The organism is Vibrio sp. Y42_MX_L11 (genome assembly GCF_024181785.1).
In the GTDB taxonomy this organism is placed as follows: domain Bacteria; phylum Pseudomonadota; class Gammaproteobacteria; order Enterobacterales; family Vibrionaceae; genus Vibrio; species Vibrio diabolicus.
In genome coordinates this window covers 1-23,699 of sequence record NZ_JAMZAP010000019.1, presented here as the reverse complement: position 1 = coordinate 23,699, position 23,699 = coordinate 1, and the positions used below count along the sequence as shown (strand labels likewise).

18 protein-coding genes, 1 tRNA gene and 1 rRNA gene are annotated in these 23,699 nt (G+C 46.9%); 14 read left to right on the top strand and 6 right to left on the bottom strand.

Going from position 1 to position 23,699, the window contains the following annotated elements; all coding sequences use genetic code 11:
- The first annotated feature begins 116 nt into the window (after nucleotides 1-116).
- The 5 genes from NL643_RS17465 to NL643_RS17445 all read left to right on the top strand — a co-directional run bounded on the left by NL643_RS17465 (nucleotide 117) and on the right by NL643_RS17445 (nucleotide 4,841).
- Nucleotides 117-380, top strand: coding sequence for a DUF4212 domain-containing protein (locus NL643_RS17465; RefSeq protein WP_005397548.1), 264 nt, complete (start codon nucleotides 117-119; stop codon nucleotides 378-380).
- A 12-nt stretch (nucleotides 381-392) separates the two neighbouring features.
- Nucleotides 393-2,120, top strand: a complete 1,728-nt coding sequence (locus NL643_RS17460) for a sodium:solute symporter family protein (protein WP_005397550.1) — start codon at nucleotides 393-395, stop codon at nucleotides 2,118-2,120.
- Nucleotides 2,121-2,376: 256 nt separating this feature from the next.
- Entirely contained in the window at nucleotides 2,377-2,859 is a 483-nt protein-coding gene (locus NL643_RS17455) for a hypothetical protein (RefSeq protein ID WP_139059577.1), read from the top strand.
- A 201-nt stretch (nucleotides 2,860-3,060) separates the two neighbouring features.
- Entirely contained in the window at nucleotides 3,061-3,438 is a 378-nt protein-coding gene (locus NL643_RS17450; protein WP_012841320.1) for a hypothetical protein, read from the top strand.
- Nucleotides 3,439-3,455: 17 nt separating this feature from the next.
- Nucleotides 3,456-4,841: a lyase family protein gene (locus tag NL643_RS17445; RefSeq protein WP_176320523.1), complete on the top strand. Its 1,386-nt coding sequence runs from the start codon at nucleotides 3,456-3,458 to the stop codon at nucleotides 4,839-4,841.
- Between the two features lie 94 nt (nucleotides 4,842-4,935).
- On the opposite strand, the gene NL643_RS17440 is transcribed toward NL643_RS17445, so the two are convergent.
- Complete coding sequence (locus tag NL643_RS17440) at nucleotides 4,936-8,367, bottom strand: hybrid sensor histidine kinase/response regulator (RefSeq protein ID WP_182034906.1); 3,432 nt, start codon at nucleotides 8,365-8,367, stop codon at nucleotides 4,936-4,938.
- 134 nt (nucleotides 8,368-8,501) lie between these two features.
- Nucleotides 8,502-9,689 carry a 3-phenylpropionate MFS transporter gene (locus NL643_RS17435; RefSeq protein ID WP_145533580.1) on the bottom strand — a complete coding sequence of 396 codons (1,188 nt, stop codon included), beginning with the start codon at nucleotides 9,687-9,689 and terminating at the stop codon, nucleotides 8,502-8,504.
- 230 nt (nucleotides 9,690-9,919) lie between these two features.
- Here NL643_RS17435 and NL643_RS17430 point away from each other — a divergent pair, with 230 nt between their 5' ends.
- The 9 genes from NL643_RS17430 (at nucleotide 9,920) to fis (ending at nucleotide 19,719) form a co-directional block, all read left to right on the top strand.
- The gene (locus NL643_RS17430) at nucleotides 9,920-11,746 is read left to right on the top strand and encodes a DUF294 nucleotidyltransferase-like domain-containing protein (protein WP_104971035.1); all 1,827 of its coding nucleotides are present in this window, start codon (nucleotides 9,920-9,922) and stop codon (nucleotides 11,744-11,746) included.
- 35 nt (nucleotides 11,747-11,781) lie between these two features.
- Nucleotides 11,782-12,411: a 3'-5' exonuclease gene (locus tag NL643_RS17425; protein WP_005382363.1), complete on the top strand. Its 630-nt coding sequence runs from the start codon at nucleotides 11,782-11,784 to the stop codon at nucleotides 12,409-12,411.
- A 237-nt stretch (nucleotides 12,412-12,648) separates the two neighbouring features.
- Entirely contained in the window at nucleotides 12,649-14,601 is a 1,953-nt protein-coding gene (gene acs / locus NL643_RS17420; protein ID WP_006742998.1) for an acetate--CoA ligase, read from the top strand.
- A 303-nt stretch (nucleotides 14,602-14,904) separates the two neighbouring features.
- Nucleotides 14,905-15,354 carry a type II 3-dehydroquinate dehydratase gene (aroQ, locus tag NL643_RS17415; RefSeq protein WP_005397842.1) on the top strand — a complete coding sequence of 150 codons (450 nt, stop codon included), beginning with the start codon at nucleotides 14,905-14,907 and terminating at the stop codon, nucleotides 15,352-15,354.
- A 61-nt stretch (nucleotides 15,355-15,415) separates the two neighbouring features.
- Nucleotides 15,416-15,880 carry an acetyl-CoA carboxylase biotin carboxyl carrier protein gene (gene accB / locus NL643_RS17410; protein ID WP_005397840.1) on the top strand — a complete coding sequence of 155 codons (465 nt, stop codon included), beginning with the start codon at nucleotides 15,416-15,418 and terminating at the stop codon, nucleotides 15,878-15,880.
- Nucleotides 15,881-15,894: 14 nt separating this feature from the next.
- Complete coding sequence (gene accC / locus NL643_RS17405) at nucleotides 15,895-17,238, top strand: acetyl-CoA carboxylase biotin carboxylase subunit (RefSeq protein WP_005397839.1); 1,344 nt, start codon at nucleotides 15,895-15,897, stop codon at nucleotides 17,236-17,238.
- Between the two features lie 165 nt (nucleotides 17,239-17,403).
- Nucleotides 17,404-18,291 (top strand): 50S ribosomal protein L11 methyltransferase, encoded by an 888-nt coding sequence (gene prmA / locus NL643_RS17400; RefSeq protein ID WP_005397838.1) that lies wholly within the window; start codon nucleotides 17,404-17,406, stop codon nucleotides 18,289-18,291.
- Between the two features lie 139 nt (nucleotides 18,292-18,430).
- Complete coding sequence (gene dusB / locus NL643_RS17395; protein ID WP_005382505.1) at nucleotides 18,431-19,399, top strand: tRNA dihydrouridine synthase DusB; 969 nt, start codon at nucleotides 18,431-18,433, stop codon at nucleotides 19,397-19,399.
- A gap of 23 nt (nucleotides 19,400-19,422) precedes the next feature.
- Complete coding sequence (fis, locus tag NL643_RS17390) at nucleotides 19,423-19,719, top strand: DNA-binding transcriptional regulator Fis (protein WP_000462885.1); 297 nt, start codon at nucleotides 19,423-19,425, stop codon at nucleotides 19,717-19,719.
- Between the two features lie 74 nt (nucleotides 19,720-19,793).
- Here the strand turns inward: fis and NL643_RS17385 are convergent, their stop codons facing one another.
- The 4 genes from NL643_RS17385 to rrf form a co-directional block, all read right to left on the bottom strand.
- Nucleotides 19,794-20,951 carry an MFS transporter gene (locus NL643_RS17385; RefSeq protein WP_253644888.1) on the bottom strand — a complete coding sequence of 386 codons (1,158 nt, stop codon included), beginning with the start codon at nucleotides 20,949-20,951 and terminating at the stop codon, nucleotides 19,794-19,796.
- Nucleotides 20,948-22,519, bottom strand: a complete 1,572-nt coding sequence (locus NL643_RS17380; RefSeq protein ID WP_253644887.1) for an ABC-F family ATP-binding cassette domain-containing protein — start codon at nucleotides 22,517-22,519, stop codon at nucleotides 20,948-20,950. Before NL643_RS17380 ends, NL643_RS17385 begins: the two co-directional genes overlap by 4 nt.
- A gap of 943 nt (nucleotides 22,520-23,462) precedes the next feature.
- Nucleotides 23,463-23,539 (bottom strand) — tRNA-Asp (locus NL643_RS17375).
- Between the two features lie 46 nt (nucleotides 23,540-23,585).
- Nucleotides 23,586-23,699, bottom strand: a 5S ribosomal RNA gene (rrf, locus tag NL643_RS17370); the annotation flags it as partial.

The window sequence follows — 23,699 nt, the reverse complement described above, 5'->3', positions numbered from 1 at the left end:
GGAGTTTTTTATTTTTTATACCCCGACTAAAGTTGAAAAGAGTTCTTGCCAACACCTTGCTAATGTACATGTTGAAACATTTTTTTAACAACAATACCAATCGTAAGGAGACGGCAATGGCATTTGAAAGCGAAGAAAGAGCCAAAGCCTATTGGGACAAAAACGTGAAGCTCATGATTGGCCTTATGGTCATCTGGTTCGTAGTGTCTTTCGGCTGCGGCATTTTATTTGTCGACGTACTTAATCAATTTCAATTAGGTGGATACAAACTTGGTTTCTGGTTTGCTCAGCAAGGCTCCATCTACACCTTCCTAGGTATTATTTTCTATTACGCATGGAAGATGCGCCAAATCGACCGTGAATTCGGCGTAGATGAGTAAGGAGTAACTCAGATGGATTTGAAAACTATTACCTACCTGGTTGTTGGTGCAACCTTCGTCCTCTACATCGGTATTGCGATCTGGGCGCGTGCGGGGTCAACCAAAGAGTTCTATGTCGCAGGTGGCGGGGTCAACCCAATCGCTAACGGTATGGCAACCGCTGCTGACTGGATGTCGGCGGCATCGTTCATCTCAATGGCGGGTCTGATTGCCTTTATGGGTTACGGCGGCTCCGTATTCCTAATGGGTTGGACTGGCGGTTACGTACTGCTTGCGCTACTACTCGCTCCTTATCTACGTAAGTTTGGTAAGTTTACGGTGCCAGAGTTTGTTGGTGAACGCTTCTACTCGAACACAGCACGTATCGTGGCGGTTATCTGTCTAATCATCGCATCGGTCACTTATGTTATCGGCCAGATGAAAGGCGTTGGCGTTGCCTTCGGTCGCTTCCTAGAAGTTGATTACTCAACAGGCCTACTGATTGGTATGTGTATCGTATTCATGTACGCCGTACTTGGCGGTATGAAAGGCATCACTTACACGCAGATTGCTCAATATTGCGTACTCATTCTTGCTTACACTATCCCTGCAATCTTTATCTCTCTGCAACTTACAGGTAACCCGCTACCTCAGATTGGCCTCGGGAGTACCATTCAAGGCACCGATGTTTATCTTCTCGATAGGCTCGACCAAGTGGTGACCGAACTCGGCTTTAGTGAATACACTACGCAGGTTCGCGGTAGCACACTAAACATGTTCGTTTACACCATGTCATTGATGATCGGTACTGCGGGTCTACCACACGTTATCATCCGTTTCTTTACGGTACCTAAGGTACGTGATGCGCGTACTTCTGCAGGCTGGGCACTTGTGTTCATCGCTATTCTATACACAACAGCGCCAGCAGTTTCAGCAATGGCTCGTCTAAACCTAATGGATACCGTTAACCCAGCTCCGGGCCAACACCTTGCGTATGATGAGCGCCCTGATTGGTTCAAAAACTGGGAAACAACAGGTCTATTAGGCTTTGATGATAAGAATGGCGATGGCCTGATCGAGTACACCTCAAACCCTGACACCAATGAGTTGCGAGTTGACCGTGACATCATGGTACTAGCAAACCCAGAAATCGCTAAGCTACCAAACTGGGTCATTGCACTCGTAGCCGCTGGTGGCCTCGCTGCAGCGCTATCCACAGCAGCGGGTCTGTTGCTTGCTATTTCGTCGGCGATTTCCCATGACTTAATTAAAGGGGTTATAAATCCGAACATATCCGAGAAGAAGGAGCTGCTTGCCAGCCGAATCTCGATGGCGGTGGCAATCGCAGCCGCAGGCTATCTCGGATTGAATCCTCCAGGCTTTGCAGCTGGTACGGTGGCGCTCGCCTTTGGTCTTGCTGCGTCATCCATCTTCCCTGCGTTGATGATGGGTATCTTCAGCAAAGGCATCAATAAAGAAGGCGCAATCGCCGGTATGATTGCCGGTATCAGTATCACGCTGTTCTACGTATTCCAGCACAAAGGCATCCTATTCGTTGCTGACTGGAAATATCTAGAAAGCTGGGGAACCAACTGGTTCCTAGGTATTGAGCCAAACGCGTTTGGTGCTATCGGCGCACTATTTAACTTCATCGTGGCATTCGCGGTATCGAAAGTTACGGCGGAAACACCTCAAGAAGTTAAAGATCTTGTTGAACACGTTCGTGTCCCTGTTGGTGCAGGCGATGCCGTGGACCACTAAAATATAACGCAAGCCACAAAAGCCCCACTTGGGGCTTTTTTATTCACCTAACTTATTCTAATAATTAGATTCCCTGAGCCGTAGCAAGGAAGCACACGAATGGCATTGGTTATATGTTCGGGGAACGCAGAAACCATTGTTTAGAACAAGGCAAAGATTGCAGCAAGCTAGTTGCTCTACCTTCAAAATCATTAACAAAGTTATTAGTGATTTTAGCCAGTTAAAATGAACAGATAATTGATGGAATTAGTATTTTATGTTCAAAAACAAGCACTTTATTCTCGCTCTGCTGATTGCGCCGATTCTTTCTTTGATCGCCTACTTCGGCACCGATATGGCACTCAGCGAGAAACCCCACGCGGCACAAGAAGGGGAAACTTACAAACTCGCGAGTAAGTCTAACTGTCGTTACACCAGTGGACTGTGTGACATGGAAAATGGCGACTTTAAAGTGAAGTTTCGCTCAGAACAGCTCACGAAAAATGGCTTAGAATTGTCACTCAATGCCGCTTATCCACTCGAAGGGGTCAAAGTTTCGATCGTTAATGACGAAGATAAAAATGCTCAGCCGGTTGATATGAAGCCCGCCGATCAGGCTGGAAAAAGTTGGTACATTACCTTACCAAGACCAGCATCCGCAGAAAGTTGGTTAAGAGTCGTCATTCAATCTGGAGGCACACTTTATTACGGCGAAACACAAACCGCGTTTGTGAAGTACGAAACCTTATTTACAGAGTAATGGCCACAGATAAAGACACCGATATCCAAAACGTCGATACCTCATTGTCACCTCAGGACTAAATAATTCCCTCTCTGCCGACGCTTTTACGTCGGCTTTTGTTTCCGTAAGTCTTTCTTCAACAACCTCTTACTCTAAAAAGAGTTGCCAACCCACCACTTAATTGATAATAATTATCATTACATTGAACGAGAGGTGGTTATGGACAACAAACGGGACATCTTCAACGCATTTTTTAAAGCACAAGATAGATTCCTTCTCGCCGCACCACACGGCTTTGAGCCAGACGTAATTCATGACTATATTCATTGGGGAATGGTGTTGTCTTCCTGCTATGAACACGGTGCCGATGAAGAAAATCTATTGTTGTGTGAGCTGTTTTTGCGTCAGGTTTATTTCCATCTACTAGACGCAATTCAAGACTCCACTCGCAGTCGCATCTTCCGTCGTGTCTGTCTCGATTCTATCCATACGCCATTATTCTGTCTCAAACGCTATTACTATCAGTTTGAACAAGGCGACGTGAAATTTCTCGCATTACAACAACAATTACGCCTGATTCAAATCTCACTCGATTAACCAAAAGGATCCCTACCATGAGCACCGAATTCCGCATAGAAACTGACAGTATGGGCGAAGTGAAAGTCCCAGCAGATGCACTCTACCAAGCCCAAACTCAGCGCGCCGTCGATAACTTCTCATTCAGTCAACATAAGATGCCATCTGGCTTCATCCAAGCGTTGGCACACATCAAGCAGACTGCGGCACTCACCAACGCACAATTGGGGCTGCTTGAAGGTGATATCGCTAATGCGATTGCTGACGCAGCTCAGGCGATTATCGAGGGCAATCATATTGAGCAGTTCCCAATTGACGTATTTCAAACCGGATCAGGCACCAGCTCAAATATGAATGCGAATGAAGTGATTGCAACACTGGCCTCCCAGCATCTAGGCGGTACCGTCAGTCCTAATGATCACGTCAACATGGGACAAAGCAGTAACGATGTGGTGCCAACCGCAATTCAAGTTAGCGCAGCATTAGCCATTGAAAAACAGCTCTTTCCGGCCTTGTCACACCTCAGCCAAGCACTAGAGTCTAAGCAGCAAGCACTGAAAGATGTTGTAAAAACCGGGCGCACTCACTTAATGGACGCGATGCCTATTACCTTTGCTCAAGAGCTTGGCGGTTGGCAGTTCCAAATCGAGCACGCAAAACAAGCGATTGAGCAAGCACTGCCAGCGGTAAAAGCCTTAGCCCAAGGTGGTACGGCGGTTGGCACAGGGATCAATGCCGATCCACGCTTTGCGGACTTATTCGCCAGCAACCTGACACAATCGACTCGTATTCAGTTCACAGCCAGTGATAATTTCTTTTTCAATTTAAGCAGCCAAGATGCGATCGTCGCTCTATCGGGACAGCTCAAAACAGCAGCAGTTGCGATCATGAAGATCGCAAACGATCTTCGCTGGATGAATTCAGGCCCATTGGCTGGCTTAGGTGAGATTGAATTACAAGGCTTGCAACCGGGCTCTTCCATCATGCCTGGCAAAGTAAACCCTGTGATCCCAGAAGCCGCAGCTATGGCCTCAGCGCAAGTCATTGGTAATGACACCACGATTACCGTCGCGGGCCAAGCAGGCAACTTCCAACTAAACGTCATGCTACCTGTCATTGCTCATAACGTATTGGAGAGCATCGATTTACTCGCTAACAGCGCAACGGCTTTAGCTGATAAAGCCATTGCAACATTCGAAGTTCGTCAAGACAACTTGGATGTAGCGCTCGCCAAAAACCCAATTTTGGTCACGGCCCTCAACCCGGTCATTGGCTACCTAAAAGCGGCAGAAGTCGCGAAGAAAGCCTATAAGCAGGGGCGTGCGATTATTGATGTCGCAGAAGAAGAAACCGATTTAGATAGAGCCACGCTAGAACGATTGCTTAATCCCGCAAAACTCACCCAAGGTGGCGTCGCGGAATAAGCGGCAAACTCAGCCTACAAACCAAAATAAGATTACAAACACAGAGACCTCCATTCGGAGGTCTCTTTTATAGCAACGCTAAAACACTCTAAATCTATGCGACGCGGTTGAGCACCGAACGCAATTTAAGCGGCTTAACTGGCTTCGCAATAAAGCTGAACCCATTTGCCTTGATGCCATCAAGCATATCATCGGTACGATCCGCGCTGATGATGACACCTTCAAAGCAGTTACCTAGTCTCAAGCGACATTGCTGTAGCACTTCCAAGCCAGTACGACCATCATCAAGTCGGTAATCGGAAAAAATCACGTCCGGAATCCAACCATCCTCGAGAGCTTGTAGACTTTCGACCAAATCGGTCGCCACTCGCGTATCGCAGCCCCATCGAGACAGTAAGTTTTCCATACCGACTAAAATATCGGGCTCATTATCCACACATAGAATTCTTAGATGACCAAGTTCAGACTGGTTACTTGTCGTGACTTGAACTGGGTGCGGCTGCACATGATCGGCTTTATCAAGCGTGATAGAAAAGACACTGCCTTTCCCAACCCAAGAACGCATCGAAATTTCATGCCCGAGCACTTGAGCAATTCCCTTGGAAATCGCCAAACCAAGCCCGAGACCTTGGTCGGAACGAACTTGAGTTCCGCGATTAAACTCTTCAAAGATCTCTTGCTGCTTCTCTTCTTCAATACCTACACCGTTGTCCCACACATCAATACGCACTCGCCCTTTTACCCGGCGAACACCGAGCGCCACTTTGCCATTCGGGTTATAACGAAACGCATTAGTCAGGAAGTTTTGCACCACGCGGCGCAGCAGCTTGGGATCCGATTTCACCATGAGTGAGGATGGAATCATGGTGAATGCTATGCCTTGTTGCTTGGCTAATGCGCTGAACTCCGCATTCAAATTCGACAACACATCGTTTAACGCAAAACCGTGCACATTGACTTCCAGCTTGCCCGACTCCAAGCGCGAAATATCCAGCAAATCTCCTATCAGGTCTTCGGCCGCCTCTAAAGCACTCTCAATGTGTGCCGACAGCTTTTTAGCTTCGCTGTCTTTGGCTACTTCCGACAATGAAGAAGCGAACAGGCGCGCAGCGTTGAGTGGCTGCATCAAGTCATGGCTTACTGCCGCCAAGAACCGTGATTTGGACTTCGATTCCAAATCGGAGCGTTGCGTCGCTGCCACCAGCTGCTTGTTAAGTTGTTCTAATTCCCGAGTCCGCAGACGCACCCTTTCTTCCAATGTCTCGTTGGCGTCTTTCAGCGCTTGCTCTGCATCACGGAATACGGTGATGTCGGTAAAGCTCATCACAAAGCCACCACCTGGCATTGGGTTACCTTGTACCTCAATCACGCGACCATCAGGACGAACCCGAGAAGAGGTGTGCCGAGTCCCTTGCTCAAGGTGATAAACGCGACGACGGACGTGGTCATCAGGATCGCCTGGTCCACATAAACCTTGCTCTGCATTGTGCCGAATCACATCCGCAATCGGTCGCCCAACTTGGATCAAGCCTGGCGGAAATTCAAAGAGTTCTAAGTAGCGTTGGTTCCAAGCCACCAAGCGTAATTGCTTATCGACCACCGCAATACCTTGGCCGATATGTTCAATCGCCCCCTGAAGTAGGCCTCGGCTAAAATCGTACAGTTCAGAGGCTTCATCGACGATAGTCGCCACCTCTTCAAGCTGCATGTTTCTTCCTTGCAGGGCAGAAGTAAGTACTAACTTAGCAGAAGAAGCACCGAATACCCCGGCTAATACACGTTCGGTATGTCGAATCAGAGAAGATGGCGCTTGCTGATTCGGCATTAGCTCTTCTCGTTGCTGGCTCCAATACGCTTGAAAAGCCGCTTTTACTCGCGTTCGCCCAACAAACCTAGACGCTAGCATTTCTAGTTCAGCAACCGTAACACGACTCTGGTATAGGCTCATGTTTTCGCTTTCAGGCAGTGGCGTACCAACGAATGACGCCGATTGTAAGCGCTCACTTAGGCTTGGTCGTGTAGTCATAGAAACCACGACAAAACACACTGCATTGGCGACCACGCTGAGGATCATCCCCCAATCTGAAATCGCAATGTCAAAGCCAGCCAATACCTCTGGTGGGGTGATCAACCAAATCAAAAAGTTGTTACTGGCATTCCCGGCAAGCATGTCCGTTTGGCTCATTAACGTAATCAGCCAAATGGTAAAGCCTACCGCCAAGCCAACATACACACCTTTCTTATTCCCTTGACGCCAGTACATACCGCCCACCAGCGCGGGCGCGAATTGCGTGATCGCCGCAAATGAGAGAAAGCCGATTGCTGAAAGTGAGTGAATGGTATCTAACGCTTGATAAAAACCCCAAGCGCCAATTAGTAGGACTAAAATCAGACCACGGCGGATCCGCAGTAATAATTCAGAGAAGTGATGATGGTTACGCTGCGTCAATCGCATGCGACGCAACAGTAGTGGCATAACCAAGTCGTTCGATACCATGATCGCTAAGGCAATCGTCGACACGATAACCATGCCACTGGCCGCCGAAGTGCCACCTAAAAATGCAAGCAAAGCGATTTCACTCGCCCCTACCGACATCGGCACACTGATCACATAAGTATCAGGCGAAGCACCACTCAACAACCCTTGCCCTACCCACGCAATAGGTAAAACAAAAATCCCCATCAAGATCAGATAAATGGGAAACAACCAACGAGCAACATGCAAATCTTGCGCGCGTTCATTTTCCACTACCATCGTATGGAATTGTCGTGGAAGACAAACAATCGCCAGCATCGTGAGTACGGTATGAATCAATATCGTCGGGATATTCGGTGACTGATACGTCTGTGTGGCAACATCAACTAAGCTCAAATTCTCGGTGTTTATCGCCAACCAAACAATGAAGACACCGACTACTAAAAACGCCAACAGTTTGATAATCGATTCGAAGGCAATCGCCATCATCATCCCACGATGGTGTTCCGTGTTATCAATGTGCCGGGTGCCAAATAGCATGGTAAAAATTGCCAGTGCGACCACGACAAACCACGATACGCTATCGTTTTGATAACCAAAATCGGTAGCCAGTTCTGGGGCAATGATTTCTAGCCCCATGGTGATACCACGCAACTGCAAAGCGATGTACGGCAAAATTCCCGCAACCGCAATGAGTGTAACGACTACGGCCAAACCTTGAGATTTGCCGTAACGAGCCCCGATAAAATCAGCAATCGACGTGATGTGTTCCCGTTTAGCAATCAAAATAAGCCGAGCTAAAACGCGCCATCCGATGGTAAACACTAAAATGGGGGCAATATAGATGGGCAAGAAAGACCAAGGGTTACTGCTGGCCTGCCCGACCGTGCCGTAGAAGGTCCACGATGTACAGTACACCGCAATGGAAAGGCTATAAATCCACGGCCGCCAGCGTGCTAACCACCTTTTCTGAATGTCGCCGTACCACGCGATGATAAATAAGGCTCCCAAATACGCCAAAGAAACGGGAACCACCAGCCATCCTTGCATCCGATATCCTTTCTTGCCTTTCTTGCCGTTTTAAAGCAAGAGAATAAAAAAACCTCTCCATTAGGGAGAGGTTTCATTTAACACTGCTTTCACAACGGAGACAAAGCTTAGTTTTTAACCTTTGTCACAGAAGTCTAATTCTGTGTTTCCAGTGACTTGTCTGATACATCGACCACATGATGTGGCTCTTGTGGTTCGAGCTTGATGAACAATGCCAATAAACCCATCGCGGCCATGCCCCAGAACACAAGTGGTCCCCAGTGCTCATAACCCCAACCGCTCAACACGGTCATCAGTGCGATGAATGCGCCTAGCGGAATCGCGTTATACAATGCTTGCAGCGCCACTATCTTATTCTCTTCCGAGTTTTGGATATATTGAATCGCAGCAATGTGTGCCGTTGCGAATGTCACGCCATGCAATAATTGAACAATCACCAAAGCAACAATCGACGTTGTCGATGCCGTAATGCCCCAACGCATCATCACACCAACGGCAGCAACAACAAATAACGCACGCATTGACCAACCGACAAATAAACGCTTGCTCAGCGCAAACACTGCCACTTCGGCTGCAACACCCAAGCTCCACAGATAGCCAATCACATCTTCCGAATGACCTGCGGCTTTCCAGTGAATAGCGCTAAAACCGTAGTAAGCCGCATGACTGCCCTGAATTAATGACACCAACACTAAGAATTTAAGTATCGGCTTGTCTGTCAAAAGAGCACTCAGTTTTGGACGCTCCGCGCTTTGCCCATCAAGCGTAACGGGCATCGGGTTAGTCATACGCATTGAAAATAGCAACGAAACTAATACCCCGGCCATCGCCGTGTACAAGATCATATCAGAGCCAAATTCAGCCACCAGATAACCCACGGCCGTCGAACCCGCGATAAAGGCGATCGAGCCCCATAAGCGCGTACGGCCGTAGTCGAGCATTTTCAGACGAGCGTAGTAGTTTGCCATCGCATCCGATAATGGAACAATCGGTCCACAACAGAGGTTAAATAGCACCGTCGCTAACGCCATTAACCAAAAACTGCCACCTGTAAAAAAGTGAAATCCAACAAAAAGGAGGGCAGCGAAACTCAACCAACGTAAAGCAGGCATAAGGTGTTCAACTTTGTGCACTCGTGGGGTGATCACGATATTGGCGACACAACGTGTCGCAAGACCTAACCCAACTAGCAAACCGATGTCGGTCGAAGAGACACCTTGCTCCTTAAACCAAAGTGACCAAAATGGCAGATATACGCCATACGCAAAGAAGAATCCGAGAAAGTACTGGGAAATCCAGCCATACGGAGAAGGTTTCAACATTACTAATATCCTAAAACGGGAACATCAACGTTCGAACCGGGAATTATGGATCGCTATGCGTATTATAAAAAGGGAAGAATAGGCAACTTATCGTTTCCTCGATGGAATACTAACTTTGCGACATTGGCCATCTTAAAGCGAAATCATCGTGATTTAGACCAAAGTCGTCTGGCTTCCGGTAGGAAATTTGTCAGACTTAGAGAGTGTTCCTTCCATCATTGGGTGTTCTCATGCCTGACAAATTTAACATGCAATCTCCACCGTTCGACCGCTTAACCGAAGCACAACAGACACGACTGCGCTCGTCTCTGGACGTTGCCTACTATCGAGCTCGAGATGTAATTTTATCTTGCGGACAGAAAAACCCTCACTTGCATATTCTGATCAAAGGCGCGGTAGAAGAGCGCTCCCAAGATCAGCAGGAAGTGTTCGCGCATTATGCCAACGACGATATGTTTGATGTGCGCTCATTACTTGAAGACAACGTACGTCATCAATACATCGCACTTGAAGACACGCTCTCCTATCTGCTACCGAAAGACGTCTTTCTGGCGCTTTACAACGAGAATGGTCAGTTTGCGGCCTATTTCGATAACAATTTATCAAAGCGACAAGAACTCATCGAAGCCGCTCACCAACAACAAAACTTGGCAGAGTTTATCCTCACCAAAGTTGACCGCAGCATTTATCACCCACCGATGATCCTTGAGCCAAATACGCCGATTAACGAGGTGACGCACACCCTAAAAGCAAATGGGATCGATGCAGCACTTGTCAAACTCAATGATGACGATCCGCGATTAGAAAAATGGCCTTCGGCTCATCCATACGCCATCGTGACGCGCACCAACATGCTGCACTCCGTGATGTTAGATGGCTGCGCACTCAATACCCCTGTTGGTGATATCGCCACCTTTCCTGTCTATCACGTTGATGATGGTGATTTTTTATTCAATGCCATGATCACCATGACCCGAAATCGAATGAAACGTCTCATGGTATGTGATGGCAACCAAGCCGTCGGCATGCTGGATATGACCCAAATTCTCAGCGCGTTCTCCACCCACTCTCACGTGTTAACGCTCAGTATTGCCAGAGCAAGCAGTGTGGAAGAGCTCGCATTGGCCTCAAACCGCCAGCGTCAATTGGTCGAGAGTTTATTGAGAAACGGCATCCGCACTCGCTTTATCATGGAGCTGATTTCCGCCGTGAACGAGCAAATTATCGAAAAAGCGTTCGAGTTAGTGGTTCCACCAGCCTTGCACGATCATTGCTGCTTAATCGTACTCGGCTCAGAAGGTCGAGGAGAACAAATTCTCAAAACAGACCAAGACAATGCTCTAATTATTCAAGATGGTTTGGAATGGCCTCATTGCGAACAAGTGATGCAATCCTTCACGCACACTCTACAACAGCTCGGCTACCCACTCTGCCCGGGTAAAGTCATGGTCAACAACCCGAAATGGGTCAAAACGCAGCAAGAGTGGATAAACACCTTAGACCGCTGGATAGCCAAAGCCGAACCACAACAAATCATGGACTTAGCCATTTTCAGTGACGCCCATGCTGTTGCGGGGAATCGCGAGCTGCTGGCTCCAATCGCGGCCCACCTTCGCGACACAATGAAAGATCGCATGTTGATACTGTCTGATTTTACTCGCCCTGCCTTGCAGTTTTCTGTGCCCCTAACTCTGTTTGGCAACGTAAAAAGTGCTAAGGATGGATTAGATATTAAACGCGGCGGCATTTTCCCAATTGTGCACGGCATTCGCACCTTGTCTTTGGAATATGCCATTGAGGAGAAGAACACGTTTGAGCGCATTGAAGCACTTCGAAAAAAACGCATCTTAGAGCCTGAAACGGCAGATAACCTCAACGAAGCACTGAAATTGTTCTTTAAGGTTCGCCTTAATCAACAACTCAAAAAGCAAGAAGCATTGAATAACATTGATATTAAACAACTGGATAGAACCGAGCGTGACTTACTTCGCCACAGCTTACATGTAGTGAAAAAATTTAAGCAATTTTTAGGCTTCCACTATCAAATTCGTGATTAACCATGATTTTCATAAATCATACAGAGGCGTAGGCAATGAACTGGTTACAACGCAAATACTGGCACTACAAACTGAAAGGCTCTCCTTATCAGTCGCTTTTTTGCACGCCCGATAAAACGGAATACGTCTCTCTCGACTGCGAAACCACCAGCCTTGATCCAAATCGTGCCGAGTTGGTGACCATTGCGGCCACGAAGATCATCGACAACCGCATCATCACTAGTCAGCCATTTGAAGTCCGCTTACGCGCGCCGCAATCGCTCGATTCTGGCTCAGTCAAAATTCATCGAATTCGCCACCAAGACTTAGTCGACGGGATTAGCGAAAAAGAGGCGCTGCTCGAGCTGCTCGACTTCATCGGCAACCGACCACTTGTCGGTTATCACATTCGTTACGATAAAAAGATTTTAGACCTTGCTTGTCTGAGGCAACTTGGCTTCCCACTTCCTAACCCGCTCATCGAGGTCAGTCAGATTTATCACGACAAGCTGGAAAGACATTTGCCGAATGCCTATTTCGACTTAAGTCTGGATGCCATTTGTAAACACCTCGAACTTCCTATCCAAGATAAACACGACGCTTTACAAGATGCGATTTCTGCCGCTTTGGTCTTTGTTCGCTTAACGAAAGGCGATTTGCCCAACCTAACCGCGCCGTATACATAAAAATCAGTTGACCTAGCTCCCAGAAATACTTTTGTTTCAGCGATTTCACGGCGCTTCCCTCACTCTCATCCTAAAGTCTAATTGTGGAAATACGCGCAGTGACTGACAGTTATAAGCACAACGTCGTCATTACCACGACCAAGTTATTTAGAACCAAAAAACAGCCCTACAAAAACATATTCAAAATCTTATCTAGATTGGTGTAAGGCCGAGAAATAAGGCACAAGGAGAGAAGCCATGAGCGAAGCCCACGTTTATCCGGTAAAAGAAAATATTAAAACACATACACACGCGGATAATGATACTTACTTAGCCATGTATCAGCAGTCGGTAACCGATCCAGAGGGCTTCTGGAACGAACACGGCAAAATCGTTGATTGGATCAAACCTTTCACCAAAGTAAAAAGCACCTCTTTCGATACTGGTCATGTCGACATTCGTTGGTTTGAAGACGGCACACTGAACGTCTCGGCTAACTGTATTGACCGTCATCTCGCAGAACACGGGGATGACGTCGCAATCATCTGGGAAGGCGATGATCCAGCCGACGACAAAACACTCACTTTCAACGAACTGCACAAAGAAGTATGTAAGTTCTCCAACGCATTGAAAGAGCAAGGCGTACGTAAAGGCGACGTGGTGTGTTTATACATGCCAATGGTGCCAGAAGCCGCAGTGGCTATGCTCGCTTGTACCCGCATCGGTGCGGTTCATACCGTTGTATTTGGCGGTTTCTCACCAGAAGCTCTCTCTGGCCGTATCATCGACTCTGACGCTAAAGTCGTGATCACCGCTGATGAAGGCGTGCGCGGCGGGCGTGCCGTTCCACTGAAAAAGAACGTGGACGAAGCACTAACTAACCCAGACGTAAAAACCATCAATAAAGTGTTGGTGCTTAAACGTACAGGTGGTGATGTCGAATGGCATGAACACCGTGATGTTTGGTGGCACGAAGCAACAGCTAACGTTTCTGACGTTTGCCCACCAGAAGAAATGAAAGCCGAAGATCCGCTCTTCATCCTTTACACTTCAGGTTCAACAGGCAAACCTAAAGGTGTACTACACACGACTGGTGGTTACCTCGTCTACGCGGCGATGACCTTTAAATATGTGTTCGATTACCAACCAGGTGAAACCTTCTGGTGTACCGCGGATGTGGGTTGGATTACCGGTCACACTTACCTAATCTACGGTCCACTTGCAAATGGGGCGAAGACCATCTTATTCGAAGGTGTACCAAACTACCCAAGCACAAGCCGAATGAGTGAAGTGGTTGATAAACACCAAGTCAACATTCTATACACCGCCCCAACCGCGATTCGTGCGCTAATGGCAAAAGGTGATGAAGCGGTTGCAGGCACATCTCGTTCAAGCCTGCGCATCATGGGCTCAGTAGGCGAACCAATCAACCCAGAAGCGTGGGAGTGGTACTACAAAACGATTGGTAACGAGAACTCACCTATCGTCGATACTTGGTGGCAAACGGAAACTGGCGGCATCTTGATTGCGCCACTACCGGGGGCAACCGATCTAAAACCAGGCTCTGCGACTCGCCCATTCTTCGGCGTCCAGCCTGCTCTTGTCGATAATATGGGCAACATTCTTGAAGATACCGTTGCTGAAGGTAACTTGGTTATCCTTGATTCTTGGCCAGGCCAGATGCGCACGGTTTACGGCGACCATGAGCGCTTTGAACAGACCTACTTCTCAACCTTTAAGGGGATGTACTTCACCAGTGATGGTGCGCGTCGTGACGAAGACGGCTACTACTGGATCACTGGCCGTGTTGATGACGTACTAAACGTGTCGGGTCACCGTATGGGTACCGCTGAAATTGAATCAGCGCTAGTGGCGCACCACAAGATTGCAGAAGCAGCGATTGTTGGTATTCCACATGACATCAAAGGCCAAGCTATCTACGCTTACATTACATTGAACGATGGTGAATTCCCGTCAGCTGAGCTGCACAAAGAAGTTAAAGATTGGGTGCGTAAAGAGATTGGTCCAATCGCGACACCAGATGTACTGCACTGGACGGATTCCTTACCGAAGACTCGCTCTGGTAAGATAATGCGTCGAATCCTGCGTAAGATTGCAACGGGCGATACAAGCAACCTCGGAGACACGTCAACGCTTGCCGATCCAAGCGTGGTAGACAAACTTATCGCAGAGAAAGCAGAATTGGCATAAATTCAACCAACTGTTTTAAAAGCACTTTAAAAACCGCCATCACTCATGGCGGTTTTTTGCTTTTGCGCACAAATTAGCCACATAAAGAACATGGCAATTATGTTGTTTTTGTTAACTTGGTTACAGAAACGAAGGTGGCTATTAGGAGATTAGACCAGTAAATTGCTGCTAATTGCTATGAATTAGCTATAATCTTGGTCGATTTTTTAAAATTTGCTCGGTTTTAACAAAAAAATCGTGCTGAACTATCGTATATTTGGGAATATAAACGTTCCACTCACGATAAGGGAAGATAGCAACATAATGTCTGCAAAGTCACGGATTCTTGTTCTAAACGGACCAAATCTTAACCTATTGGGTCTGCGCGAACCGACACACTATGGTCACAGCACCTTAGCACAAGTTGTGGATGCTCTTACGAAGCAAGCTCATAACGCTGGGGTGGAACTGGAGCACCTACAATCAAATCGTGAGTACGAACTGATTGAAGCCATTCATGCTGCTTATGGCAAGATTGACTTCATTATCATCAATCCAGCGGCTTTCACTCATACCAGTGTGGCACTGCGAGATGCATTACTTGGCGTCGCCATCCCATTTATTGAGGTGCACTTATCAAATGTGCACGCACGTGAACCATTTCGTCATCACTCTTATCTGTCAGATAAAGCAGAAGGCGTGATTTGCGGTCTAGGCGCACAAGGTTATGAATTCGCTCTGTCTGCCGCGATTAATAAGCTACAGGCAAAGTAACCCTAACACTCTGCAACCCCACGAGGGTTGTCTTAATCACAAGATAAAAGAGAAAGAAAAGATGGATATTCGTAAAATCAAGAAGCTAATTGAGTTAGTTGAAGAGTCTGGCATTGCTGAGCTAGAGATTTCTGAAGGTGAAGAGTCAGTACGCATCAGTCGTCACGGCACTGCAGCCCCTCAAGCACCAGTTCACTACGCAGCAGCTCCAGTAGCGGCACCTGCTCCAGCAGCAGCGGCACCAGTAGCAGAAGCGCCAGCAGCAGAAGCTCCAGCAGCTGCAACGCCTGCAGGTCACCAAGTTCTTTCTCCAATGGTTGGTACTTTCTACCGTTCTCCAAGCCCAGACTCTAAAGCATTCGTAGAAGTGGGTCAGAAAGTAAATGCTGGCGATACGCTATGTATTGTTGAAGCAATGAAAATGATGAACCAAATCGAAGCGGACAAATCTGGCGTTGTTACAGCGATCCTAGCTGAAGACGGCCAACCAGTTGAATTCGACCAACCTCTTGTTGTAATCGAATAAGCGGGGCTTGCCTTATGCTAGACAAAGTAGTCATCGCGAACCGAGGTGAAATTGCACTTCGTATTCTTCGCGCTTGTAAAGAATTAGGTATTAAGACCGTCGCTGTTCACTCGACAGCTGACCGCGATCTTAAGCACGTACTACTCGCAGACGAAACCGTGTGTATCGGCCCTGCTCGTGGTATCGACAGCTACCTAAATATCCCACGAATTATTTCTGCAGCAGAAGTAACAGGGGCCGTTGCCATTCACCCTGGTTACGGCTTCTTGTCAGAAAACGCAGACTTCGCTGAGCAAGTTGAGCGCAGTGGTTTCATCTTCGTTGGTCCAAAAGCAGACACTATCCGCCTGATGGGTGACAAAGTGTCGGCTATCAACGCAATGAAGAAAGCTGGTGTTCCTTGTGTACCTGGTTCTGACGGTCCTCTGGACAACGACGAAGAGAAAAACAAGGCGTTTGCTAAACGCATCGGTTATCCAGTCATCATCAAAGCGTCTGGTGGCGGCGGTGGCCGTGGTATGCGTGTCGTTCGCGCAGAAAAAGACCTAATCCAAGCGATTGCAATGACGCGTGCTGAAGCAAAAGCAGCGTTCAACAACGATATGGTTTACATGGAGAAATTCCTAGAAAACCCTCGTCACGTTGAAGTGCAAGTTATCGCTGACGGTCAAGGCGGCGCAATCCACCTTGGTGAGCGTGATTGTTCAATGCAACGTCGTCACCAAAAAGTAGTGGAAGAAGCTCCAGCACCAGGTATCACTGAAGAGATGCGTAAGTACATCGGTGAACGTTGTACTCGTGCATGTATCGAAATTGGCTACCGCGGCGCAGGTACGTTCGAATTCCTATACGAGAACGGTGAATTCTACTTCATCGAAATGAACACTCGTATTCAGGTAGAACACCCAGTAACAGAAATGGTTACCGGCATCGACCTAATCAAAGAACAGCTTCGCGTTGCGGCGGGTCAACCTCTGTCATTCACTCAAGATGACATTAAGATCCGTGGCCATGCGATTGAGTGCCGTATCAACGCAGAAGACCCAGAACGCTTCCTACCATCTCCAGGTAAGATAGAGCGTTTCCACGCGCCTGGTGGCATGGGTGTGCGTTGGGAATCACACATCTACTCTGGTTACACAGTACCGCCTCATTACGATTCAATGATTGGTAAGCTAATCACGTACGGTGAAAACCGTGATGTGGCGATTGCACGCATGAAGAATGCTCTGGGTGAGATGATCATAGAAGGCATCAAAACCAACGTGCCACTGCAATTCTCCATTATGAATGACGAAAACTTCCAGCATGGTGGTGCAAACATCCACTACCTAGAGAAGAAGCTCGGCTTACAATAAGCCTTAGCTAACGTCTTACAAAATGCCCACACCCGTGGGCATTTTTGTTTTGTATGGACTCTAAGCATTCAACAAATACGTAGGCTTATTTGGGTATATACTCAAACAAATCGTAGAGTTCTGGTAAACTCTGCGCCACTTCATTCACTTTAAGAGCAAAAACCAATGCCTTGGATTCAAATCAAACTCAACGCGACCAATGAAAACGCTGAGCAAATCGGCGATATGCTAATGGAAGAGACTGGCGCGCTGTCTGTTACATTCTTAGACGCGCAGGATACACCTGTATTCGAACCTCTACCTGGCGAAACTCGCTTATGGGGCGATACTGACATTCTGGCACTGTACGATGCAGAAGCAGACACCAACTTCATCATCGACCAAATTAAAGCGAGCAATATGCTGGCTGACAATTTTGCTTACAAAGTAGAACAGCTTGAAGATAAAGACTGGGAACGCGAATGGATGGAAAACTTCCACCCAATGAAATTTGGTGAACGCCTATGGATTTGTCCAAGCTGGCGCGACATTCCAGATCCTGACGCTGTTAATGTTATGTTGGATCCTGGCCTTGCATTCGGTACGGGTACTCACCCTACAACAGCACTTTGTCTTGAGTGGCTAGAAAGCATGGACTTAAGCGGTAAGACCGTTATCGACTTCGGTTGTGGCTCAGGCATTCTGGCGATCGCTGCGATCAAACTGGGCGCTGAAAAAGTGATAGGGATCGACATTGATCCTCAAGCACTGCTTGCTTCAAAAGACAATGCTGAGCGTAATGGCGTTGCAGACAAACTAGAAGTTTACCTTCCTCAAAACCAACCAGAAGGTCTGATTGCAGACGTGGTTGTTGCTAACATTCTTGCTGGCCCACTGCGTGAACTTGCACCAATCATTAAAGGCCTAGTTAAACCAAATGGCGACCTTGCAATGTCTGGCGTATTAGACACCCAAGCCGAAGATGTTGCGAATTATTACCGTGACGAGCTTCACATTGACCCGATTGTTGAGCAAAGTGAATGGTGTCGCATCTCTGGTCGTAAGCAAGGCTAGACAAGGTTTTCAGAGCTAATTGTTTGAAATTCATACAATTTACAAAAACAATTTGTAAATGCTCAAATATTAGTCTTTTCACGCAGTGAAAAAATGCGTAAAATGCGCGCCCTTGCTGGTACAGAACTGTGATGACGTTTTGAAAATCGGAAACTATCAACTTAAGAACAATCTAATCGTAGCCCCTATGGCTGGTGTAACGGATAGACCGTTTCGCGAGTTGTGTCTTCGCTATGGTGCGGGAATGGCCGTCAGTGAAATGATGTCTGCTAACCCAAAACTATGGGGAACGTCAAAGTCGAAACAGCGCATGGTACACGAGGGCGAATCGGGCATTCGTTCTGTACAGATTGCGGGTTCCGATCCACAGCTTATGGCGGACGCAGCTCAATTCAGTGTTGAGAACGGTGCACAAATCATCGACATCAACATGGGCTGCCCGGCAAAAAAAGTGAATAAGAAGCTAGCGGGCTCTGCTCTGCTTCAATACCCAAACATTATCGAAGAGATTTTGAAAGCGGTCGTGAATGCAGTGGACGTTCCTGTAACGTTAAAGACTCGAACTGGCTGGGATACAGACAACAAGAACTGTGTCCAGATCGCTAAATTAGCCGAAAACTGCGGCATACAAGCTCTTGCTCTGCATGGCAGAACGAAAGCATGTATGTACAAAGGTGAGGCCGAATATGACAGCATTAAAGCGGTAAAAGAGGCGATTTCAATTCCGGTTATCGCGAACGGTGATATCGATAGCCCGGAGAAAGCCAAATTTGTACTGGAGTACACCGGTGCGGACGCTTTAATGATTGGACGCCCTGCCCAGGGTCGTCCTTGGATTTTCCAGGAAATCCATCACTATTTGGAAAACGGCACCACAATGGAGGAGCTTCCAACTGAGGAAGTGAAAACCATTATGCTTGGTCATGTAAATGCTCTGCATGAATTTTATGGGGAGTTCTTAGGTCCACGTATCGCGCGCAAGCACGTTGGGTGGTACCTGAAAGAGCATGAACAGGCAAGTGAGTTTCGCCGTACCTTCAACGCTATCGACGCAGCTCCGCTGCAAATTGAGGCGTTAGAAGGTTATTTTGATAACGTTGCATCATAATTAAGAGAAGAGCTAGACCGAATATGTTCGAACAAAATCTGACTTCAGAAGCATTAACAGTAACTACAGTAACGTCACAAGACCAGATTACTCAAAAGCCTTTACGTGACTCTGTTAAAGCGTCTCTTAAAAACTACCTTGCTCAACTAAACGGCCAGGAAGTAACAGAACTATACGAATTAGTTCTAGCTGAAGTTGAACAGCCACTATTAGATACTATCATGCAGTACACTCGCGGTAACCAAACTCGCGCGGCAACTATGATGGGTATCAACCGCGGTACTCTTCGCAAAAAACTTAAGAAATACGGCATGAACTAAGACCGGCTTTCAAAAAGTATTTGGAACAAGCCGTTACCTTTTTAGGTAACGGCTTTTCTTTATCTACTAAAACACTACGAATAACGCTCACTTTGTGCAGCATTACCAACTGGCTTTAAGATAACCACTGCTGAGCCAAACAATAACAAAGCCACGACAGCGACCCATTCACTACCTACAGAATAAGCAAAGCCCGCCAAGGCAGACCAAATCGCGACACCAAAGTGCATCATACTCATTCCAGAAGACATCAGCACACCTCGATGTTCATCAGATAAGCTTGCTATATGTGCTTGTAACGCCGGAGAGCCTACCCCTCCAGCAAGAGACCAGAGCACTAGAGCTGGAAGATAAGCGGTCACCGTACTCATCTCATTTGAGAACACCCATGCACTACAAGGTATGCACACCATTAAAGCCACTCGCATAACGGCTCGAGAGCTATCAAGCCAACGGCAAGCTCTCCCCACGCACATATTTCCAACCACACTCACGATCCCTAGAGCAGCATAAATAGCGCCCACCCAACCGAGCGCCAACTCGCTGGTATCTCGAATATGAAGGCCTATCAGGTTAAATACACCAATACCTCCCCCTAGGCCTAAACACATCGCTAGAATCGCCCTCAACGCGCCTGGAAGATGAATGACGTCTGTGATAGGTGGCAGAGTATCTGACTTCTTGGACTCATTATGCTTGTTGTTCATGAACACTACGCTCATGGCACCGACAAGAAGAGCCGCAACGCCCAAAATAATAAAAGCGGCACGCCATGATAAAAGCTGGGTCAGCAATGCTCCGATCGCTGGGCTGGTTATCATACCCAGCGTTAATCCCGCCTGAACCATCACAATTTGACGCATCGCTCTATTACCCTTCGCGTCTCCCGCCAACGCAAATGCAATTGGCAACATGCCTGCACTTGCAATACCTGTGATCACTCGACTTGCAATCGCAAGTTCAAAATCATGAACTATGCCCGTCGTAATAGACGCAACCCCAAATACGAAGCAAGCAGGCAACATGATACGAATACGCCCAACCCGGTCTGATAAACGTCCCAGGTAAGGAGCGCAAATTGCTATAGCTAAACTATATGCCGTAATAAATAACGTAACCTGACTCGGTTGAACACTTAAATCATTTCCGATAGGTTCAAGAATAGATCCAAGCATCAACTCATCAGCACCAACAAGAAAAGCAACGAGAAATAGGATCATGGACTGCATCATAGCTCCACCTCCTGTTCTGTTTCCGATTCAGCACAAGTGAGCAACGAAATGTCTAAAACTCTGTCGGGCCAAGATTGTAAAAACGCCTTCTCATGAGATACCACAATCACGCTACCAGAAAAGCGCTGGAGAGCTTCTTTAAGCGCATTTTTACTGCTGCTATCCAAATGTGTCGTTGGCTCGTCCAATAGCAAAACATTGCATTTCTGGACTGATAAACAACAAAGTTTCACGCGAGTTTGCTCACCTCCACTTAATGTATCTAGGTGGCGCTGCGTCTTATCTCCGGTGACCCCAAAGCGAGCTAATAGCTTGCGTGATTCTTTGCTTGATATCGTTGGATCACAAGAGCATAGCTCCTGCTCAGGCGTGTGCTGAGGGTGACGCCAAGACAAATCTTGAGAAAAATACCCAATCATTGCACCTTTTGCCAATACCACCTCACCAGAGAGCGGCTCGATCTCCCCCATAAGGGTTTTAAGTAAAGTCGACTTACCTACGCCGTTAAAACCAGAAACGACCCACTTCTCCCCGTGCGCTAACGTGATATCAAGCGCAGGAAGCAGAGGCTGCTGATAACCTATCATCAACGCTTTTGCGTCAATCACATACTGTTGCCCAATAGGCTGGTGAGCAAAGTCAAACGTCGATACTTTCTCTATATAATTCAGTTGAATACGTTCGATTTTATCCAGTTTTTTCTTGCGTCCCTTAGCAAGACTCGCGTTAACTCCAGCGCCATTTTTGGCAATAAATTGCTCTAACTTTCGAATTTCATTTTGCTGAGCCTTATATTGCTTTTCTAACAAAGCACCGTCGTGATGCTTTTGCTGCATTGCTTTGACATAAGTGCCGCTGTATTTTCGGACCGTTTGATAATCAATATCACAAATACTGGTCGCTACTTGATTAAGGAAGTCAATATCATGAGAAACCAGTAAAACAGTGCCAGTGTAATCGTTGAGAAACGTGGCCAGCCATTCAATGTGCAGAGCATCAAGATAGTTTGTCGGCTCGTCGAGAATTAACACATCGGGGTTGCGGAGTAACAACCTCCCTAAAAGGACCTTGTGTCTTTGACCACCACTTAGCGAGACAAGCGGTGTATCTAAGCCAAATTGATAAATGCCAAGACCTACAGCAACTTGTTCAATTTTGGTATCAATTGCATAGAAGTCTTCATCTTCTAAATATGCCTGTAGTCGGGCGACTTGGCTTAAAAGAGATGTAGAGTGAGACTCGGTCATCGCCTGATACAAAGTCCAAAGCTTCTGCTCGGCAGCGTATAAGTTCTCAAAAGCACTCTTTAAGTATTCATAAACCGTCAGCGCATTATCCATCTTAAAATGTTGCTCTAAATACCCCACCTCAAGGTTTGGTAACCAGTCAATGCAGCCCTTATCTGCAGATAATTCACCGATAAGCAGTTTTAATAAGGTGCTTTTTCCAACGCCATTCGCTCCAGTGATACCTATTTTCTCTCCCACGTTAATTCGAAATGTCGCGTTGTTATATAAACTCTTATCAGCGATCTGATAAGACAAATTTTTAACTTGTAAAATACTCATGTTTTTAACCAAATAAAAAGGGCCGGTGATCAATACCGGCCCTTATTTCAATACTGGATAATGCTTTGTAGCTGCTTAACAGATACAAAAAGGCCGATGATGAAATATCACCGGCCATCTCTTCTCTTTTATCAGGTGTACAGACCCCTGCGTATAACTTCAGCGAAGTTACTCACGCATAAAACACCTGATGAAGATTAATTTAAGACTCCGAGCAACACTTCATCGCGTTTTTTGCACGGAGTTCAGCCTTCTTACAAAGCTTTTAAACAAGAGATATAACATGGTTTACTGTCGAAAAAACATTCGATGTGAAGCGTACACCTTTATAATAAAAAGTACCAGATAATTATTAAAACTATCGTGACTTACACGAAGGTCCACTGAAAGAAGACCTTTCCTCAGTCAATGTACCAGGTGAACGACTTACTCAGCAAACACAGCTATGAGAGCACCTATACCGCTCACGTTATACGTACGTAGTGGTGGCTTTATCGGTTGGAGACGGTTAGAGGGGAAGAAGTAGCAAATATCCTTTAAGGCAGGCACTTGCTTAAATAGATCTACAAACAAAATCCATGTTCGGAAAGTTTTAAATGCGCTGAGTTTATTTTCATGAGCGCCTGTGGCTAAATCAAAACATCTAAAGCAGAGAAATCTCCCCCGAAAATAACATAATCTAGTGAATAAACTTTCCAGGTAATAATAAAGAAAGCTTTGGTAAGTAAGCATAGGGGATAAAAACTAGCACTCGATACTGGGACTCGGTTCAGTAGAAACCGCAGGAACTACGCACTACCTCACTCATTACAGGGCTTAGAAAGCATAGCGAAGAGGGAAGCCTGCCTCTCGATGCAAGGTTTCAATATGGAAATGGGGTTAAGGTAAGTCGGGTAACCAAAACGAAAAAAGCCCCAGTCTTTCGACTGAGGCTTAATATAAGTGGCGGAGTGGACGGGACTCGAACCCGCGACCCCCGGCGTGACAGGCCGGTATTCTAACCAACTGAACTACCACTCCGCAGTGGTATCACCCGCTTGTAATCAGCAAGTGTCCAAAATTTAAAGCCTGGCGATGTCCTACTCTCACATGGGGAAGCCCCACACTACCATCGGCGCTATTTCGTTTCACTTCTGAGTTCGGCATGGAAGTCAGGTGGGTCCAAAACGCTATGGTCGCC

What these genes read in the sequence shown, in the direction of transcription:
- NL643_RS17465 (WP_005397548.1), top strand. Translation starts at nt 117, where the DNA reads ATGGCATTTGAAAGCGAAGAAAGAGCCAAAGCCTATTGGGACAAAAAC.
- NL643_RS17460 (WP_005397550.1), top strand. Translation starts at nt 393, where the DNA reads ATGGATTTGAAAACTATTACCTACCTGGTTGTTGGTGCAACCTTCGTC.
- NL643_RS17455 (WP_139059577.1), top strand. Translation starts at nt 2,377, where the DNA reads ATGTTCAAAAACAAGCACTTTATTCTCGCTCTGCTGATTGCGCCGATT.
- NL643_RS17450 (WP_012841320.1), top strand. Translation starts at nt 3,061, where the DNA reads ATGGACAACAAACGGGACATCTTCAACGCATTTTTTAAAGCACAAGAT.
- NL643_RS17445 (WP_176320523.1), top strand. Translation starts at nt 3,456, where the DNA reads ATGAGCACCGAATTCCGCATAGAAACTGACAGTATGGGCGAAGTGAAA.
- NL643_RS17440 (WP_182034906.1), bottom strand. Translation starts at nt 8,367, where the DNA reads ATGCAAGGATGGCTGGTGGTTCCCGTTTCTTTGGCGTATTTGGGAGCC.
- NL643_RS17435 (WP_145533580.1), bottom strand. Translation starts at nt 9,689, where the DNA reads ATGTTGAAACCTTCTCCGTATGGCTGGATTTCCCAGTACTTTCTCGGA.
- NL643_RS17430 (WP_104971035.1), top strand. Translation starts at nt 9,920, where the DNA reads ATGCCTGACAAATTTAACATGCAATCTCCACCGTTCGACCGCTTAACC.
- NL643_RS17425 (WP_005382363.1), top strand. Translation starts at nt 11,782, where the DNA reads ATGAACTGGTTACAACGCAAATACTGGCACTACAAACTGAAAGGCTCT.
- acs (WP_006742998.1), top strand. Translation starts at nt 12,649, where the DNA reads ATGAGCGAAGCCCACGTTTATCCGGTAAAAGAAAATATTAAAACACAT.
- aroQ (WP_005397842.1), top strand. Translation starts at nt 14,905, where the DNA reads ATGTCTGCAAAGTCACGGATTCTTGTTCTAAACGGACCAAATCTTAAC.
- accB (WP_005397840.1), top strand. Translation starts at nt 15,416, where the DNA reads ATGGATATTCGTAAAATCAAGAAGCTAATTGAGTTAGTTGAAGAGTCT.
- accC (WP_005397839.1), top strand. Translation starts at nt 15,895, where the DNA reads ATGCTAGACAAAGTAGTCATCGCGAACCGAGGTGAAATTGCACTTCGT.
- prmA (WP_005397838.1), top strand. Translation starts at nt 17,404, where the DNA reads ATGCCTTGGATTCAAATCAAACTCAACGCGACCAATGAAAACGCTGAG.
- fis (WP_000462885.1), top strand. Translation starts at nt 19,423, where the DNA reads ATGTTCGAACAAAATCTGACTTCAGAAGCATTAACAGTAACTACAGTA.
- NL643_RS17385 (WP_253644888.1), bottom strand. Translation starts at nt 20,951, where the DNA reads ATGATGCAGTCCATGATCCTATTTCTCGTTGCTTTTCTTGTTGGTGCT.
- NL643_RS17380 (WP_253644887.1), bottom strand. Translation starts at nt 22,519, where the DNA reads ATGAGTATTTTACAAGTTAAAAATTTGTCTTATCAGATCGCTGATAAG.